10 protein-coding genes are annotated in these 17,693 nt (G+C 46.8%); 7 read left to right on the top strand and 3 right to left on the bottom strand.

Annotated elements, in window-relative coordinates; translation table 11 throughout:
- Positions 1-29: 29 nt before the first annotated feature.
- The 3 genes from ACO6VG_RS23695 to ACO6VG_RS23705 all read left to right on the top strand — a co-directional run bounded on the left by ACO6VG_RS23695 (position 30) and on the right by ACO6VG_RS23705 (position 6,048).
- Positions 30-2,267: a hypothetical protein gene (locus ACO6VG_RS23695; RefSeq protein WP_422134554.1), complete on the top strand. Its 2,238-nt coding sequence runs from the start codon at positions 30-32 to the stop codon at positions 2,265-2,267.
- Between the two features lie 54 nt (positions 2,268-2,321).
- Positions 2,322-4,565, top strand: coding sequence for a PABP-interacting PAM2 motif-containing protein (locus ACO6VG_RS23700; RefSeq protein WP_422475891.1), 2,244 nt, complete (start codon positions 2,322-2,324; stop codon positions 4,563-4,565).
- Between the two features lie 223 nt (positions 4,566-4,788).
- Positions 4,789-6,048: a hypothetical protein gene (locus ACO6VG_RS23705; RefSeq protein WP_422475893.1), complete on the top strand. Its 1,260-nt coding sequence runs from the start codon at positions 4,789-4,791 to the stop codon at positions 6,046-6,048.
- A gap of 633 nt (positions 6,049-6,681) precedes the next feature.
- Here the strand turns inward: ACO6VG_RS23705 and ACO6VG_RS23710 are convergent.
- Positions 6,682-7,872, bottom strand: a complete 1,191-nt coding sequence (locus ACO6VG_RS23710; protein ID WP_422475895.1) for a Fic family protein — start codon at positions 7,870-7,872, stop codon at positions 6,682-6,684.
- A gap of 313 nt (positions 7,873-8,185) precedes the next feature.
- Between ACO6VG_RS23710 and ACO6VG_RS23715 the strand changes: the two genes are divergently transcribed.
- Positions 8,186-9,747 (top strand): IS3 family transposase gene (locus tag ACO6VG_RS23715; RefSeq protein WP_422475897.1). Its coding sequence is split into 2 segments (ribosomal slippage): positions 8,186-8,648 and positions 8,648-9,747, totalling 1,563 coding nucleotides; the frame shifts between segments, so codons are not numbered across the junction.
- A 25-nt stretch (positions 9,748-9,772) separates the two neighbouring features.
- Here ACO6VG_RS23715 and ACO6VG_RS23720 read toward each other — a convergent pair.
- Complete coding sequence (locus tag ACO6VG_RS23720) at positions 9,773-10,690, bottom strand: CRISPR-associated endonuclease Cas3'' (protein WP_422475899.1); 918 nt, start codon at positions 10,688-10,690, stop codon at positions 9,773-9,775.
- A gap of 406 nt (positions 10,691-11,096) precedes the next feature.
- On the opposite strand from ACO6VG_RS23720, the gene ACO6VG_RS23725 reads away from it, so the two are divergent.
- Positions 11,097-11,960, top strand: a complete 864-nt coding sequence (locus ACO6VG_RS23725) for a hypothetical protein (protein ID WP_422134568.1) — start codon at positions 11,097-11,099, stop codon at positions 11,958-11,960.
- A gap of 104 nt (positions 11,961-12,064) precedes the next feature.
- Here ACO6VG_RS23725 and ACO6VG_RS23730 read toward each other — a convergent pair whose 3' ends face one another.
- A complete protein-coding gene (locus ACO6VG_RS23730) occupies positions 12,065-13,963 on the bottom strand; it encodes an amidohydrolase (protein ID WP_422475901.1) in 1,899 nt (632 codons plus the stop codon).
- A gap of 153 nt (positions 13,964-14,116) precedes the next feature.
- Here ACO6VG_RS23730 and ACO6VG_RS23735 point away from each other — a divergent pair, with 153 nt between their 5' ends.
- Both ACO6VG_RS23735 and ACO6VG_RS23740 read left to right on the top strand, forming a co-directional pair.
- Positions 14,117-15,007 carry a LysR family transcriptional regulator gene (locus ACO6VG_RS23735; protein ID WP_422134570.1) on the top strand — a complete coding sequence of 297 codons (891 nt, stop codon included), beginning with the start codon at positions 14,117-14,119 and terminating at the stop codon, positions 15,005-15,007.
- Between the two features lie 119 nt (positions 15,008-15,126).
- A complete protein-coding gene (locus ACO6VG_RS23740; RefSeq protein WP_422475903.1) occupies positions 15,127-17,673 on the top strand; it encodes a hypothetical protein in 2,547 nt (848 codons plus the stop codon).
- Positions 17,674-17,693 lie beyond the last annotated feature (20 nt).

Below are 17,693 nucleotides of genomic sequence, written 5' to 3' on the forward strand. Positions count from 1 at the left end.
AGGCAAAGATTTCCATGGAAGTTATAGCTATGAGTCACGGTTTAACCCCAATCAACACCACAGCCGATACAAGCACGAGCCCTGCAGATTCCACAACATCAAAGCCAAAATCTACACTGAACCCTGAGGCGCCAGCATTTATTCCACGTACTCAGAGTACTCAGCAACATTGGAATCCACCCGCCAATATCAGAGACCGGCAAGCAACTGCAAGCCAGGACCTTTCTACGCCGACGTTTCAACAACACAGAAAAAAACATCATAACGCTTATTCAGGCATGATTGATGATGCTTACAAAGAACTCAGAAAACACAAATTCACAACGGCAGAAAAAGCATTTCGGACCCTCCTCAAAAACTCTGAGGAGACACTGAGTCAATTTCAGCGCCATTCTGTACTGATGGGGCTTGCAAGGTCGCTAAAAGAACAAACCCAAGAAAAACAGTTAGAAGCCTGTTCTCTTCTGGAAGAACTCAGATCAAATGGAACATTCTCTCAATCCGGAGCTTCGACCATACCCTACCTTGAGCTGACCCTGAGCCAATGCGAACAGACGCTGGGAAGGTACCTCAAGGCTGAAACACGACTTTTAATTCTGAGCAACAAAAAGCCCAATGCCAACGAGTGGGCACTGTGTCAGCCTTCCGGGGATTATAACGTTGATATTGCACTGGCCCGGCTATGGGAGATTATGAACAAACGCAAACTGGCTGAAACACTGCTACTGAAAATCCTGGCAGAACTGACTCAAAGACTTCAGTCACGTCTATCCGCTCGCGCTGCCAATAAATTTTGCAAATACCTCCACGACGCAAATATGACTCTGGTACTACTCTGGGAGCGGATGGGCAAACAGCAAGGGGCTGAAAACCTGCTTCTGGAGATGAGTGGCAAGCCCCCCAATGCCAGCGAAGACATTCTATGCAGGCCCTGTGAGCATCTGGACATCAACCTGAGCCTGGTGCAAATATGGGAGGTAATGGGCAAATATAAACTGGCGGAAAAACTGCTGTTGAATATGAGTGGCAAGCGCGCCGATGCCAATGAGGACCGTCTGTGTCAGCCCACAAAGCATGACATTGATCTGGTACTGGTACGACTCTGGCAGTTGATGGACAAACATAAACTGGCTGAAAAACTGCTGCTGAAAATGGCTGGCAAGGATCCTGAAGCCAGTGAGGAAGTCCTGTGCAGCCCCTGTGAGCATGAAAACCTCAATCTGCCCCTGGCACGACACTGGGAGGTGATGGGCAAATATAAACTGGCTGAAAAACTGCTGCTGAACGTCAGTGGCAAGCACCCTGATGCCAGTGAGAAACACCTCTGCAAAATCTCTGGAAAGTTTGCTATTGATCTGGCTCTGGCAATACTCTGGCGAGTGATGGGCAACATTGAATGGAGTGAAAAACTGTTGCTGAACATCAGTGGCAAGGACCCTGATGCCAATGCGGAAGTCCTTTGCAGGCCCACAGGAGATCATAAAATTGACCTGGCTCTGATGCGACTCTGGGAGATGACAGATGGCAAACATGAATGGGCTGAAAGACTGCTGCTTAACATGAGTGGCAAGCCCCCTGACGCCACTGAGGAAGCCCTGTGCAAGCCTTGTGGAAATAAAGAAATTGATCTGGCTCTGGCGCGACTCTGGGAGATGACAGAGAGCACACATGAACGGGCTGAAAGACTGCTGCTGAACATGAGTAACAAGAGCCCTGATGCCAGTGAGGAAGACCTGTGCAAGCCCTCCGGGAATCATGATATTGATCTGGCTCTGGCGCGTCACTGGAAAGCAGTGGGCAAAATTCAACGGGTCAGGAAACTGATTGAACGTTGCAGTGGACTCTATCATTCGCTTGAATGTGAATTGTTACTGTTGAACTTCCATGTCGGGCAAGCAGGATTTATGGAAATGATTACCCGGTATCCGAAAAATGCCAATACACTGCTGACGACTTCGATCCATTATTTCATCCTGGCATGTGAGCAGATAACAGAGGGTGGCCCGGAATCAGGAAAAGATACTCTCAAAACAGCTCTTGAGTTCGCAGAATCAGCATTGCAGAAGTGTCCCACAAATGCGGGCGCGGTGTCGCAAAAAGCGCACTGTCTGAGAATGATGAGCGCCGATCAGCAAGTATGGAAAGGATTGTTCCAAAGAGCCCGTCGCCTTGAACCCAGTCGAGAGCATAAAGATAAAACCGATCATTGGCGAAGTGCAGAAACCGCAGCTCTTCGGAAGGTGCGAGGTCGCGCAGAGTTAAAATGAACTTCTGTCCCTGTGAACAGTCAAAGAGCATGTTTCCATGAGAGTTATATCGCTATGAATCACGGACTAACTCCAACCAGCGCCACAGCCAATACAAGTTCGGCCCTTGCAGATTCCATAACATCAAAGCCACAATCTAAATTGAACCCCGAGGCGCCAGCGTTCATTCCACGTGTTCAGAGTGCTGAGCAACATTGGAATTCACCAGCAAATATCAGAGACCGGCATACAACGGTAAACCAGAAACCTTCTTCCCTGAGGTCTCAACAACTCAGTCAGAAGAAAGGTCCTGGCCCTTATTCAGACATGATTGATAATGCTTACCAAGAATTCAAAGACCGCAAATACGCAACGGCAGAAAAAGCGTTTCGTACCATCTTGAAAAACTGTATGGAGTCACTGAATCAATACCAGCGACATGAGGTACTGCTGGGGCTTGCAAGGTCGCTAAAAGAACAAAACCGCGAAAAACAGTTAGAAGCCTGCTCTCTTCTGGAAGAGCTCAGATCAAATGAAACATTCTATCCATTCGGAGCGTCGACCGTTACCCACCTTGAGCTGACCCTGAGCCAATGCGAACAGGCGCTGGGGAGGCACCTCAGGGCTGAAAAACGACTTTTAATGCTGAGCAACAAAAAGCCTCAAGCCAACGAGAGAGCACTGTGTGAGCCCTCTGGCAACTACACCGTTGATATTGCCCTGGCCCTGCTATGGGAGACTATGAACAAAATCAAGCTGGCCGATGGACTGCTACTAAAAGTCGTGGCAGAGCTGACTCAAAAGCGTCGGTCGTGCCCATCCGCCAACGCTAAAAAAAAATTGGGTAAATTCCTCCATAACGCCAATATTGCTCTGGTGCGACTCTTACAGGCGCAGGGCAAACATGAACGGAGTGAAAAACTGCTGCTGGAAATGAGTAACAAGCACCCCAATGCCAGTGAAGACACTCTGTGCAGGCCCTGTGAGGATCATGTCACCAACCTGTCCCTGGTGCGAATTTGGGAAATAATGGGCAAATACAAACTGGCTGAAAAACTGCTGCTGAACATGAGTGGCAAGCGCATCAATGCCGATGAGGACAGTCTGTGTCAGACCACCAAGCATGACACCGATCTGGCACTGGTGCGACTCTGGCAGTTGATGGACAAAAATAAACTGGCTGAAAAGCTACTGCTGAACATGAGTGGCAAACACCCTGATGCCAGTGAGGAAGTCCTGTGCAGCCCCTGTGAGAATGACGACATCAATATGACCCTGGCACGACACTGGGAGGTGATGGGCAAATATAAACTGGCTGAAACACTGCTGCTGAACATGAGTGGCAAGCACCCTGATGCCAGTGAGGAAGTCCTGTGCAAGGTCTCTGGAAAATATCTTGTTGATATGGCTCTGGCAATACTCTGGCGAATAATGGACAAGGATAAATGCTGTGAAAAACTGTTGCTGAACATGAGTGGCAAGCACCCTGATGCCGATACAGAAGTCCTTTGCAAGCCCTCTGGAAATCATAAAGTTGACCTGACTCTGGCACGCCTATGGGAGACGATAGATGGCAAACATGAATGGGCGGAAAGACTGCTGCTGAACATGAGTAACAAGCCCTCTGATGCCACTGAGGAAGTCCTGTGCAAACCCTCTGGAAATAACGAGACTGATCTGGCTCTGGTACGACTCTGGGAGCTGATGGAAGGCAATAAACATAAATGGGCTGAAAGACTGCTGCTGAACATGAGTGGCAAGTGCCCTGATGCCAGTGAGGAAGAGCTGTGCAAACCCTCCGGGCATCATGATATTGATCTTACTCTGGCACATCACTGGGAAATAGTGGGCAAATCTCAACAGGCCATGAGACTGATTGAGAGTTGTTGTCAACTCTATCATTCAACTGAATGTGAATTGTCACTCTTGAACTTTCATCTCGGGCAAGCAGGATTTATGGACATGATTGCCCGGTATCCGAAAAATACCAACACACTGTTGTTGACTTCGATCCATTATTTCATCCTGGCACGTGAGCAAATAATAAAGAGTGGCCCTGAATCAGGAAGTGATAGCCTCAAACACGCTCTTGAGCTTGTAGAATCAGCATTGGCGAAGAGCCCCACAAATGCAAGCGCGGTGTCACAAAAAGCGCATTGTCTCAGAATGATGGGTGCCAGTGAGCAAGTATGGAAAGCATTGTTCAGTAGAGCCCGATCCCTTGAACCCATCCGGCAACATAAAGATAAAACCGATCATTGGCGAATCAAAGAAGCCGTTGCCCTGGCTAAGATGAAAAGTCTCACAAAGCAAACATGAACCTCTGTCCCCGCTGATTATCTGGAGGTATGAGTTTTATAGCTCCTCCGACTCATGGTGATAACGAGCTTCATCGCCTTTTGTCTTGCTGATTTTTGACCAGGCAACGAATCCGCTACCCCGCTCATAAGAAAAAAAATCTGACAAGATAAATAGATAAACATGAACTTTCACAACCGTTTACTGTCCAACAGATTAACTTTTCCATGGAAGTTCTATTGATATGAGGTATGTAATAAAACCAAAAACTGGCGCTGCGGCCAGTAGTGCAACAAAAACAACAAAAAAGAGCCGATCCAATTTAAACCCGGAATCTTCATCAATTAATGAGCGTGTTCATGAACATTCGAACAGATCCTCAAATACCAGAGTCCAGCAAAGTGCCAGGCCCTCTTACCCTGAAGCCACCAGAGAGAGGATCGATAAAGCTTTCGAAGAACTAAAAAAACAAAATTTCACAAATGCAGAAAAAGTGTTCCAGATCATATTAAACGAAGATCAGGACATACTGAGTCTGTTCCACTACCAAAACATAGTCATTGGGCTGGCAAGGTCACTAAAAGAGCAAACCCGCAAAAAACAGATAGAAGCCTGCTCTCTTCTGGAAGAACTCAGGTTGACTGGATCATTCACTGAGTTCGGGGCTTCGACCATTCATAACCTTGATCTGACCCTGAGTCGTTGTGAAGAGGCACTTGGAGAGTACTTTAACGCTGAAGCACGACTGTTAGCATTGAGAAACATAAAGCCCAATGCCAATGACAGGGCCCTGTGCGAACCTTCAGGGAATTTCAACGCAGATATTACTATTGCACGACTTTGGCAGTCTATGGACAAACACACACTGACTGAAACACTTCTTCTGAACATAAATTCAGAGCTGACCAGAAGGTTGCGGTCAAAACCACACGCTCCCTCTGTGCAAAGACTGAGTAAGCACATCCCTACCGTTAATATGGCTCTGGTGCGAATATGGCAAGTGATGAGCAAATATGAGCAGGCTGAAAGACTGCTACTAAAAATGAGTGACAGGCACGAAAATGCAAGTGAAGACAGCGAACCCTCCGGGCATCATGACATCGATCTGAAACTGGTGCGACACTGGGGGCTAGTGGGCAAATATCAACTGGCTGAAAGGCTGCTGTTCAACATGAGCGGCAAGCAAGCCAATGCCAGTGAAGACATTCTGTGCACCCCCTCTGAACAGAGTGACACTGATCTGGCTCTGGTGAGACTCTGGTCACTGATGGGCAAACATCAACAGACTGAGAGACTTCTGCTGAACATGAGCGGCAAGCAACTCAGTGCCAGTGAAGACATTCTGTGCATCCCCTCTGAAAACCGTGACATTGATCTGGCTCTGATCAATCTCTGGCGAGTGATGGGTAAACATGAACTGGCTGAAAGGCTGCTGAAACGATGCAGTGAATTGTATCAGTTGGATGAATGTGAATTGGAGCAGTTGAAGCTATCTCCTGGCTAATCAGCAGAGCCCTTTTTAAGGTGCATGACATAAGAGCAAATATAAACGTGTCATTCTGAGAGGCATGGCGGTCCACCCCTGCAGGCACAGGGAACACTTTTTCATACCTCTCGAACTAGCAGCCTGTCGGACTTAAGCGTCCGTAGCGAGGATTGCAAGAAATTGAGGATAAAAATCTCTGTTTCTGAGGAGAATAGCGAGCTATTTGACGAAGAAACAGAGATTTTTAGACCAATTTATTGCAACCGCACGACTGCATGGATGCAGGAACTAGAGCAACGCAGGAGCAGTTGCCGTGTAGGACAGTCTTAAGTCCGACAGGCTGCTAGGAGCCTGACCGAGAATAGCGCCCGTAGCGAGGACGGCAGAAAATTGAGGATGAAAATTCGGTTTTGTAAGGAGAATAGCGAGCTATTTGACGAACAAAAGCGGATTTTCAGACCAATTTGCTGCCGCCGCAGTAGGGCAGTCTATTCTCGGTCAGGCTCCTAGCAGCCAGTGCCAATTAAGCGTCATAGCCAGTAGCAACAGGCTGCTTTATTCCTAAGATGCTCTAACCGCCCAATCATTTAGCCATGGTCGTACGGTTAACAGAAGCACTTTATCGGCGGTTACGCTAACACGTGCAATGATTTACCACAATCTTGGGAACAGGATTTCCACTGAGTTTGGAGACAAAGAGAGAGATACTGGCTTTCTGGGAGGGGCGCTGACCAAACGCTCATCGACCATTTGAGATAAAATAGTTCTTATTGTTCTCTCTCCAAGATTGAACATTCCTTGTATCTCAGTTCTTTCTAATTCGCCTGTTCTTGTTGTCAGCAGTTCTTTATATATTGTCTTAACTTCAGGCCTCATTTTTGGAAGATGGCTACCATCCAAGCCTGTTATAGCCTGCCTGTTTCTCATTTCAAAATAAATATCTACTCGCTCAACCAAGCGTTTAGGGTCGAGTAGTTCATAAAAGAACTTAACTTGATCCAATGCGGTTTCAATAAAATAGGTCGTGAATTTTAATAAGCCTCTATCTGACAGCATCCCTCTGCCATCACTTGAACCCTGTCGCTCCATGTCAGCTGCTGCAAGAGCTTGGTAATAAGAGTCAACATCCCTGCCAAAACCACGGCTAATCGACCACAAACCATACCCACCAAGGTTGGCACAGTGTTTCATATAGTTATCTGTGAATAGCCTGCCCACTCTACCATTTCCATCCATAAAGGGGTGAATCCACATTAGTCTGTGGTGTGAGGCAGCGGCAGCAAAAATGCGGTTGGTCCCAAAAATCCTATCTGGGCTGTAAGCGTTCGAAAACCAGTTTAGAAGGCGTGTGAGTTCTTGGTATTCGGGAGCAATATGTTTTCCTACATGAACATCTCTTGTGCGAAGCTTACCAGGTTGAATGTTGATTTTCTCACCGGTTTCTTCGTTGTCAATCTCAAGAAATTTCTTAGGCATCCCTTCATAAAAGGATCTGTGAAGTTCTTTTAAAAAATCAACAGTGCAAATTTCATTTCTATCTAACGACTTTTGATTTAAATATTTTTGAACATCAATATGATGCTTTATTTCAAATAAATCATCTTTTAAATCTTTTTCTTTGTTTAATTGTGCCTTTAGTATTTCTGCTGGCTGAGTTGGATTTCCTTCTATGCGGTTACTGTAGAAAGAGTTTACAACTCTAAGCATAAATTTGAGCGACTCTCTGAGAGATTCAGGTATATGGGCATTGAGTGCTGCATCAAGTTGCATCAGCTCAACCGCAGCATCTTGTAGCTCCCCTGAAGCACTATCCTGAAGTAAAAATGGTGTTATGGAAGTCATTTTTGCCGATCTTTTTGCCGATCTTTTTTCCAGTCTAGCATAGCTAAACAAAGGGTTTTATGGATATTTTCCATTATTTTTTGCCGGTTTTTGATAGAGTAAAAATTCCGGAATAGAGGCTTGCCAATGATCGAACCAAGAAGGGGCACCGCTTTGGGGCCTACTTACTTAACGCATTAAAAGCAAACTCTTTCACGTGCCAGTGGATCAGCCAATTATGGAGGCAGACTTAAATCCCCGCTGTGTCAGGATAGATGTCGCCTCTTTTGATTCATGACTCTCAATAACTGAGAGCATTTAGAAAGAGGCTGTTATGGCTCGCTATTCCAAAGAAATGAAAGAGTCCATTATCCAGAAGATGATGCCGCCAAATAATGTTTCCGTGGCTCAGCTTAAAAGAGAAACCGGCATTACTGATGCGACCCTGTATACTTGGCGCAAACAGGCAAAAGCGCAAGGTGTAGTCGTGCCCGGTGATGGTAAGAATCCTCAGCAGTGGAGTGCTGAAAACAAGTTCGCGGTTCTGATGGAAACCGCCAACATGAACACAACAGAGCTATCCGAATACTGTCGTAAGAAGGGTCTCTACTATGAAGACCTCCAGCAGTGGAAAGCTGATTTTATCGCAGGCAGCACAAAGCCTGCTGAATCCCGTCAGGTACAGGCCGCTGCCAGACGAGATGACAAGAAGCGCATCCAGAAACTGGAAAAAGAACTCAAACGCAAAGACAAAGCACTTGCTGAAACCGCAGCACTGTTGGTTCTAACAAAAAAGGCAAACGCGATCTGGGGGGAGCGCGAGGACGATTGATTCCTCTCCCTGATCGCAAGGAAGCCGTTGCTTTAATCCAGGAAGCTGTTTCACAGGGTGCACGTAAAGTGAAAGCCTGTGCTGCGCTCAACCTGTCGATACGCACGGTTCAGCGCTGGCAAAAAGATGTAGAACAGGTGCGGGAAGATCAGCGTCAATACGCAGACCGGCCAATGCCTGCCAACCAACTAACCAAGAGTGAGCAAAACGAGATTCTGAAAGTCTGTAACAGCGAGCGATTCAAAAGTAAGTCGCCATGCCAGATTGTACCGACACTGGCCGACGAAGGTGTTTATATAGCTTCTGAGTCAAGCTTTTATCGAGTGCTGAAGGCCCATAATCAACAGCATCACCGCGGTCGCAGTCAGAAGCCCTCAAAGCGGAAGCCAACATCGCATCGGGCTACGGCACCGAATCAGCTCTGGTCGTGGGATATAACATTCTTGGGGTCGCCCATCAGGGGTAAATATTATTATCTCTATTTGGTTCTGGACGTCTATAGCCGCATGATTGTGACCTGGGAAGTCCATGAAAGGGAGTCCTCTGATCTGGCTGCTCAGATGATCCGCAAAGCCTTCATGCAGAATAAAATCAGCCTTCAGGAGCAACCACTGGTTCTGCACTCCGATAATGGCAGCCCAATGAAAGGGGCGACCATGCTGAGTACTCTTCAGCAGCTGGGTGTACAGACATCGTTCAGCAGGCCACGCGTGAGTAACGATAACTCATACTCAGAGTCAGGCTTCAGAACCATGAAATATCGTCCCGGGTATCCGAATCACTTCGCCAGTCTGGAGTCAGCCAGAGAGTGGGTGTATGGGTTCGTAAACTGGTACAACATGGAGCATAAGCACAGTGGCATCAAGTTCCAGACCCCCTACGACAGACACACAGGGAAGGCTCAGAAAAAGGTTCTGAATCGTGAAAGAGTTTACCGTAAAGCAAAAGAGCAACACCCTGAGCGATGGGGAAGCCGTGAAACCAGAAACTGGCAATTACCGGTAGAGGTGTGGCTTAACCCTGAGCGATCAGAGAATCAGCAGCATTGTGATTTAGCTGCATAAGTTGAGGCGACATCTACCTTGAAAGTTACCGATCCACCAGACACTGAACTTGTCGCGGCTGATACCCTTTCTCAAGCAAGTTCTGAATAGTAGGATTGTCACGAGTTTGATAACCAATAATCCCTGCTCGATGAAGCAAACGTCTGGCGATCGTCAGACGCGATTCAAACCACTCCTGAAGATCACCTGTCGGCTGGCTTTGAAATTCAAAATCACCCTCATCACTGGCTGAACCCAACCAGTCAGAAACCGAACAAAAACCAGCCAGCAAAGTGCCATCAGCCAGAACTGGCGGGTCATCTTCCAGTGTCAGCCCGGCGGGTTTTAAAAATAGAGACTCAAGTGCTTTCAACCAATCCTGTCGAGCCTGTTGCAGTGATTCCAACCCCCGGGCACTGACCATACCCGGTGAAAAACCAAAGCTGCAGTCATCTTTGTCGGAGTTATCTGCCAGGGTTCCATGATGCCCTGCAACCGGTCCAAGCCAACTAAACCACGCTCGCCAGCTTTCGTTTTCGTCATCATCACAAAAAATATAACTGTCATCCTGCTCACCTGCAAAACGATCCTGCCAGTCTTGATACAACCAATAAACACCGGCGGGCCCGTGATAATAATCATTAATGTTTTCTTGAAGAAAGTCAGGCTTAAAGCAATTTGTCTCAGGATTAACCTGCCGCCAGACATCCTTTGCTTTTAATTGAAAACGGATATCAAATTTGCCCAGGTCGTGTAAGGCAATAAAAAAAAGTAGCCAGGCCCGAGTCTGTTGATCTGGCAGGCCACTTTGATGACAAAACTGACGGCGGAGTGACGCAGATGCTTGCCACCAAACCTTCGCAACCGCAGCCACATCCAAACAGTGATAAACCAACAAATGATAACTGGCATTATCACCTTCAGATTGATTACCTGCTTTGCCCCAATAGTTATAGAAAGACATGCCTGCTTCCACTTTCTGACAAGAGTTTCACATTATAGGGGCAGGCTATATGAGTAACATGATAAACATCAACAGTTCATAACCTTTCAACCCCAACTCCCACTGTAGTTTTTGAAAGCAAGTGAACAGGCTGCACGTTTGTTATGGTCAATAGGGCATTGACTTAACAACGAACCCACTGTTTTTTTAGGTTCGGGGTCTGACAAAACAAACATAAGCCTGAAAACCAGACGACAACCTCAGCCTTTCCTAATACCCCCACCGAATTCGCAGATTAAGAATCTTACCCAATCTACACCTTCTGACTTTTATCATCGTCTACTCTTTAAAGCTGTCGGTCAGTGTAGCAATTTACACGCGCTAATGACTTTAGCTCGCTTCATGATTTTACTTTGGTGTTGTCATTATGTTTCGTCTGGCTTTTTATCATTATTATCAGCTCTTCAAGTTGTTGGCACTGGCTTTTGTCTCTCTGCTCATGCAGGTGAGTGGCTCCTGTGCTGACGAATGTTCGGGTCATAAAGACCCGGGGGCAGCGACTGAATGTAACCCGTCAAGCGCCCCTTCGGTATCAAAAGACAAGGTTGAACCGGAACCTGGGTATTCTTTTGTGGGCAGTGAGTATGTGGGATTCTTTATAAAAGGCTCCGTTCCCCGGGACAAGGCTATTGAGCTGGCCGGTGAGGCTTTTCAATTCGTGTCGTCGGCAGACTCACCGGAACGAGTAAGCTGCGCTATGCTGGTGGTCACCATTAACATTGATAGCGCCTTCAAGATTCCATTGCCTAACTTCTTTCAATTAGTTTACACCGAGGCTATCTGGATGCTGGAACTCAGCAAAGGCTCATATCTGGCAATCAAAGCACATACTGATTCATTGAAAATGAAATATGTTCTCAAATATTTCGACAAATACAATACATCTTATGGCTCAATGACTGTCAAAAAAGTAAATGGGAACGACACTTTTTCTCTGCGTTCAGAGGAGGGTCTTTTATTTTCAGCCACCTTTGGCGAATCAACAGAGAGTGATGATACATCGCTAATAGAGAATTTATGGACAAGAAGCGCTAATGGTGACTATTACAAGATTCCATGGGGGACTGCCAAACCTTCTGAGGCCTATTCCATAAAATGTCAGGTAGACGACAACCTTGACAAAAGTATCTTTGCAGACGTCATCTGGGACAATACTGCACAGCTCTATATGAAACGCAAACATGAATGTTCCATGGCGATTTCCGCTGAATTACCACTATTGTCCGATTAAGCCTGCGCCAAATCGGCTTAAATACCAGGCAGGGGAATACCCTTCCCCGCTCGCGCAGGGCACCCGGTACAGCAGCCTGGTGATATTGGAGCCTTATGGTTCAGTTAATGCTCTACCACTCCCAGCGCACTGCGCTGCATCTCAATACTGGTGGTGCAGAAATCCCCTGAACCATCTCTGGCTGAAAGCCTATTAATTACTCTCACTGCCTTGTGGGAGCGAAAGGTCATATCCAGACCGGCATTACTGTGTTTAACCGGCGCAGGCTCTCCCCGGTAGACTGTGGCTGAGACGGTGATCTTGTTCAGATCTTTCGGATCGACTTCAAACGGGCTCTCGTCCAATACAGTGAAGTTGGCGTACTTCCCGACATCAATGGTGCCAATCTGGTTTTCTAAGCGGGCAGTATAGGCCGCGTTGATAGTGATGGCCTTGAGTGCTTCTTCGACACTGATCCGCTCCAGAGGCCCAAGTGTTCTACTGCCGGATAAGCCTAAGCGGTTAACTGCTGCCCAAGCCAGGCTCAGTGGCTGCGCCGGTGCCATGGGTGCATCAGAGTGTAGGGAAAGTACACCGCCTGCATCAATGAACGATTGGCCACGGGACATGGTTTCCGCCCGCTCTTTCCCGATTCCGTGCACGCTATAAAGCTCACCCAGTATGTGGGTGTAGTAAGGATTAACGCTGAAGTTGGCGCCCTGGTCAACGGCTCGGGTAATATCGTCTTTGCCGGTAAAGCCCAGGTGGTGGTATCCGGTTCGGTGATCTTCTCTGGGCGCTTCATTGTTTAGCGTTTCAACAATATCGATAGCGGTTTCAAACCCGAGGTCACCATTTGCATGGACAATAACCGTGTAATCGTCGTACCAGTAAGGCCTCATGCTGTCTTCGAGTTCTTCCGGTTTTTGGATCCATTCGCCTTTGTGGCCATCGGTATAGCCATCTTTCATATGCATTAACTGGCTATACATTGCCCCGTCAGAAAATAATTTGACGTACTTTGGCAGCCAATTGATTTGGTCAGATTCTTTGTAGGTCCGGGTTTGTTGTTCTGCCATGGCTTTGCCTTTTTCGGCATCATTTTGCGATAGCATGTAGGTGAAATTGCCTGCCGGGATCAACCAGTAGTCCATCGGAAAGGTATCATTGGTCAAGACATCCACCATTTCGTTATACATCTGCGCAGAGAGCAGGACACCCGGGTCAATCACCGTGGTGATACCACCTGAATGGACATAGTCTTTGGTGCGTTTAACCCCTTTGGCAAATCGTCCCGAGTCAAAGAAATACATAAAGAGCTCGTTCATGATCGCTTTCAGACCCGTCTCGTAGGCATGACCTTTATCCCAATTAAGCTGGGATATTTGTTTTTTCTTCCAATCCGTTTCCTTCCAGCCCAGCATCTTAAGGGCAGCATCGTTAAAATAAACCTCGTGAAAGCTACGGTGCCATACAATGATTGGCCGGGTTTCGGAGAGCTTATTCAAGGCCTTTTTGCTCATGTTCTGACCATGAAAATAGTTGTGATATCCCCAGGTAATAAGAGGTTCGTCCTCAGGCAGAGACTGTTCCAGTCGAGTAAGCTGGTCAAAGTAGGCTTTCTCATTTTGGACACCATTCACATACCCCCAGGGGAATGCCCAGTCTGCGGGGGTGATGAAATCCATACTCAGTAACAGACTGCTCATCCAGATATGCATATGAGGTTCGACAAAACCCGGCAGAATCGTTTTATCGATGTATTGTGTATCTACCACCAGATTACTTTCGTCTTTGTAGGCTTCTATTAACGCTTCCTGATGGCCGATATTGATAATCTTCCCATCCTGAACTGCAATGGCGGTGGGTTTGTCTTTAATGGTCTCTGAGAGGGTAATGATGTCATTGGAGACAAATACAGTGATGGGGCTGGTAACAGACTCATCTGGACCCCCTCCGATTGAGCACCCTGCCAGGATGGATAAGGACACAGTTAATGCGGAAACTTTGAAGATATTTTTCATATTACAAACCGTCAATGAAAAAGGCAGAGCATCCCCGGGTTAACCACTCCACCAAAAGGCAAGATGCAAAAAATAGCAATATTAAACGGCCATGATAAATGCATTATGATGGGCAATTACATTCATTTTTTATGGGCAGCAGGAGAAAGATAAATGTTCTCATACGAGCACTTAGCCGCATTTTGCGCCACGTTTGAAGAAGCCAGCTACAGCAAAGCAGCAAAGAAACTGCACAAAGACAGAACCACCATTCGTGAGCAAGTGAAGGCGTTAGAAGACAGTTTTGCAATCCGTTTGTTTGCCATTGAGGGAAAGAAAGCCGTGGCAACAAACGAAGCTGATGCCCTCTATCGTCAAGCAAAGGTGCTGGTTAAAAACAGTAATCTTCTCTATCGCCGAATGATCGACAGCTACAAACAGGCACTTGAATCTCTGATTGTTTACCATGACAACCTGGTACCCAATAGCTTGATAAGAGTGGTTAATCAATCAGTCAGGGATCAGTTTCCGATGTTGCGCCTGCATTGGTTGCATCGAAACCGGGATGAGACGCTGGACGCGTTAGTGAGCAACCAGCATTGTGTTGCCATTATGCAAAGCCGGCTTAGAAACATGCCTGAGCGTACCTTCAGTTTTATTAATCTGGGTACCAGTGAACACGGTTTTTATTGTCATCCTGAGCACGCACTGGCAAAGCGAGATTGTATTCAAATGGATGAGCTTGAACTGGCCACGCAATACTTAAGCGAAAACCACCATAATAGTAATCCTGAACTTTATTCCATTTCTACCCATGTATGCTTAGTGAGTAATAATGATGTACTACTGACTCTACTGCTTGAAGACGGGTGGGCGATCCTGGAGCACTCTTTAGCTGCGCCTTTGTTGCAAAGTGGTCAGTTGGTGCAACTCAATGTTAATGAACTGGCTAACGCGCTTCGGGTACATTTATCATTTTATTGTCCTCCGGAATTAGAACGTTATCCGGAAGTTGCAGCTGTTAAATCTGCATTACAGGTATTTGCCAAGAGTAATTTCCGCTAGTTGCAAGGTACTCACACTCCAGAGAAATAGCGGAATCAAGAACTCCGGACTGGATAACCATGAACTTTTATGCCTGTTTACTGTCGAATGGCATAGATTTCTTTGGATGTTCTATTGCTATGAGTTACGGATTACCAACAACAACCCATGCCGCCAGTTCAAGTACCACTACGACATCGCAACCATCACGGTATTATTCGTCAGGTTCAAGTACCGATAATGCACCAAAGCGTAAATCTGACTTAAACCCGGAAGCTCGACCGTTTATGCCACGTGCTCAAGGTGTTCAGGAATGTACGAACACACCTCCAGATATCGGGCGCCGACAAGCGACTGAATACCCAACGTTTACTCCCCGGAGGTTTGGCCAAAGAGCAAATAGCTCTCGCCCTGAAGCGACTCAACGAGCGATTAAAGAAAAGATCAGTAGCGGTTTCGATACATTAAAAGGTAAGGACTTCATAAATGCAGAAGCAACATTCCGGGCCATCTTAAACGAAAACCAGGGCAAGCTGACCCTGTTAGAAGAGCAGAACACAACCATAGGGCTTGCAAGATCGCTAAAAGAGCAAACTTATGAAAAAAAGAGAGAAGCCTGCGATCTTCTGGAAAAACTCAGGTTGAAAGGAAAGCTCACCGCGCTCAAGGCTTCAACCATTAAAAACCTTGATCTGACCCTGAGTCAATGTGAAATGGCACTTGGAAGGTACCTTGATGCTGAAGCACGACTTTTGAGACTGAGAAACATAAATCCCGATGCTGATGAGGCGAGCCTCTGTCAGCCTTCTGACAATTTTGACGCTGATATGGCTAATAGCAAGCTGTGGCAGGTTATGGAAAAACACACACTGACTGAAACATTCCTGCTTAACATGCGATCAGTGTTGACTATTAATTTACGGTCGGTCCGATCCGCTTACGCCTTACAAAAACTGCATAAAAACCTCCATACAGTTAATATGACTCTGGCAATATTCTGGCAGGAGAGAGGTAAAAATGAATGGGCTGAAGGTCTGCTGTTGAGCATGATTGGTATAGCCCCCAATGGCAGTGAGGAGTTCCTGCACCGTCCCTGCCATCATGACATTAAACTGGCGCTGGCAAGACTCTGGAACGTGATGGACAAAAATTATCAATCTGAAAGACTGCTGCTGAGCCTGAGTAACAAGCCTCCTTATGCCAGTGAGGAGATTATTTGCACCCCCTCTGATCATCGTAAAATTGATCTGGCTCTGGTGCGGCTTTGGCAGAAGATGGGTAGATATGATCGGGCTGAGAGACTGCTGCTGAATATGAGTGGCAAGCACCTTGGTATGAGTTCGGACATCCTTTGCAGGCCATGTGGGCAACATGTCATTGATCTGGCTCTGCTGCGTCTCTGGCAGGATATGGACAAACATGAACTGTCTGAAAGACTGCTGCTGAACATGAGCCACAAGCATCCCGATGACAGTGAAGACACCCTGTGCAAGCCCTTTGGAAATCATGTTATCGACATCACTCTGGCACGACATTGGGAGCTGGCGGGCAAATATAACCTCACTGAAAGACTGCTGCTCAACATGTGTGGTATAGACCCAAATGCCAGTGAAGACACCCTTTGCACTCCTGGTGAGAATCAGGAAATTGACCTCACCCGTATGCGACTCTGGCAGCTGATGGGCAAATATGAATGGTCTGAGAGACTGATACTGAATATGAGAGGCAAGCCCCCCAATGCCGATGAAGACACCCTTTGCTCGCCTTCCGGGAATCATAGCATTGACGTGTGTCAGGCACGAATCTGGCAAAATATGAACAAATATGAACTGTCTGAGAGGCTGCTGTTGAACATAAGTCACAAGCATCCCAATGCCGATGAAGACAGGCTCTGCACGCCTTCCGGGAATCATGAAGCTGATCTGGCCCTGGTTCGACTCTGGGAGATAACGGGAAAAAATAAATTAGCTGAAAGCCTGCTGCTGAACATGAGAGGTACTCACCTCTATGCCACTGAGGAAGAACGATGCAGCCCCTGTGGAAATCTGGAACTAGACCTGACTATAACGCGACATTGGGAGGAAACAGACAAACTGTACCTGTCTGAAAGACTCTTGCTGAACATGAGTAGCAAGCATCCCGATGACAGTGACGATCGTCTGTGCATGCCTTGCGGGTATCATCATATAGATCTGGCACTGGTACGACTCTGGCAGAGAATCGGCAAATATGAATGGGCAAAAGAACTGATCACACGCTGCTGTGATATATACTCTTCGAGTGAGTGTGAATTAGCACTGTTGAGATTATCTGCCGGGCAAGCAGGATTTTTGGAAATGATCAGCAGGCAACCGGAGAATGGCAATACCCTGCTGACTTGCTCGATCCATTATTTCAGACTGGCATGTGAGCAAATAACAGAGGACGTCCCGGGGTCAGGAAAAGATAACTTAAACAAGGCGCTCGAGCTTGTTGAATCAGCATTGGCAAAGTTCCCCCCAAGTGCAGGCGCTTGTTCGCAAAAAGCGCATTGTCTCAGAATGATGGGTGCCAGCGAGAAAGAATGGAAGGAATGGTTCCAAAAAGCCAACCTCCTTGACCCCAACCGATTACAAAAGAGTAAAACTGATTTTTGGCGAAGCAAAGAATCCGCTGCTCTTCAGAAGTTATGGGATCTCAAAGAGTAAACAGACATTTTTGAACCTTT

The sequence above is a fragment of the Endozoicomonas sp. ALB032 genome, assembly GCF_049310125.1.
GTDB lineage: Bacteria > Pseudomonadota > Gammaproteobacteria > Pseudomonadales > Endozoicomonadaceae > Endozoicomonas_A.

Excerpts from the sequence above, each read along its gene's own strand:
- ACO6VG_RS23710 (WP_422475895.1), bottom strand. The coding sequence starts at position 7,872 with ATGACTTCCATAACACCATTTTTACTTCAGGATAGTGCTTCAGGGGAG.
- ACO6VG_RS23720 (WP_422475899.1), bottom strand. The coding sequence starts at position 10,690 with ATGTCTTTCTATAACTATTGGGGCAAAGCAGGTAATCAATCTGAAGGT.
- ACO6VG_RS23730 (WP_422475901.1), bottom strand. The coding sequence starts at position 13,963 with ATGAAAAATATCTTCAAAGTTTCCGCATTAACTGTGTCCTTATCCATC.
- ACO6VG_RS23705 (WP_422475893.1), top strand. The coding sequence starts at position 4,789 with ATGAGGTATGTAATAAAACCAAAAACTGGCGCTGCGGCCAGTAGTGCA.
- ACO6VG_RS23695 (WP_422134554.1), top strand. The coding sequence starts at position 30 with ATGAGTCACGGTTTAACCCCAATCAACACCACAGCCGATACAAGCACG.
- ACO6VG_RS23700 (WP_422475891.1), top strand. The coding sequence starts at position 2,322 with ATGAATCACGGACTAACTCCAACCAGCGCCACAGCCAATACAAGTTCG.
- ACO6VG_RS23740 (WP_422475903.1), top strand. The coding sequence starts at position 15,127 with ATGAGTTACGGATTACCAACAACAACCCATGCCGCCAGTTCAAGTACC.
- ACO6VG_RS23735 (WP_422134570.1), top strand. The coding sequence starts at position 14,117 with ATGTTCTCATACGAGCACTTAGCCGCATTTTGCGCCACGTTTGAAGAA.
- ACO6VG_RS23725 (WP_422134568.1), top strand. The coding sequence starts at position 11,097 with ATGTTTCGTCTGGCTTTTTATCATTATTATCAGCTCTTCAAGTTGTTG.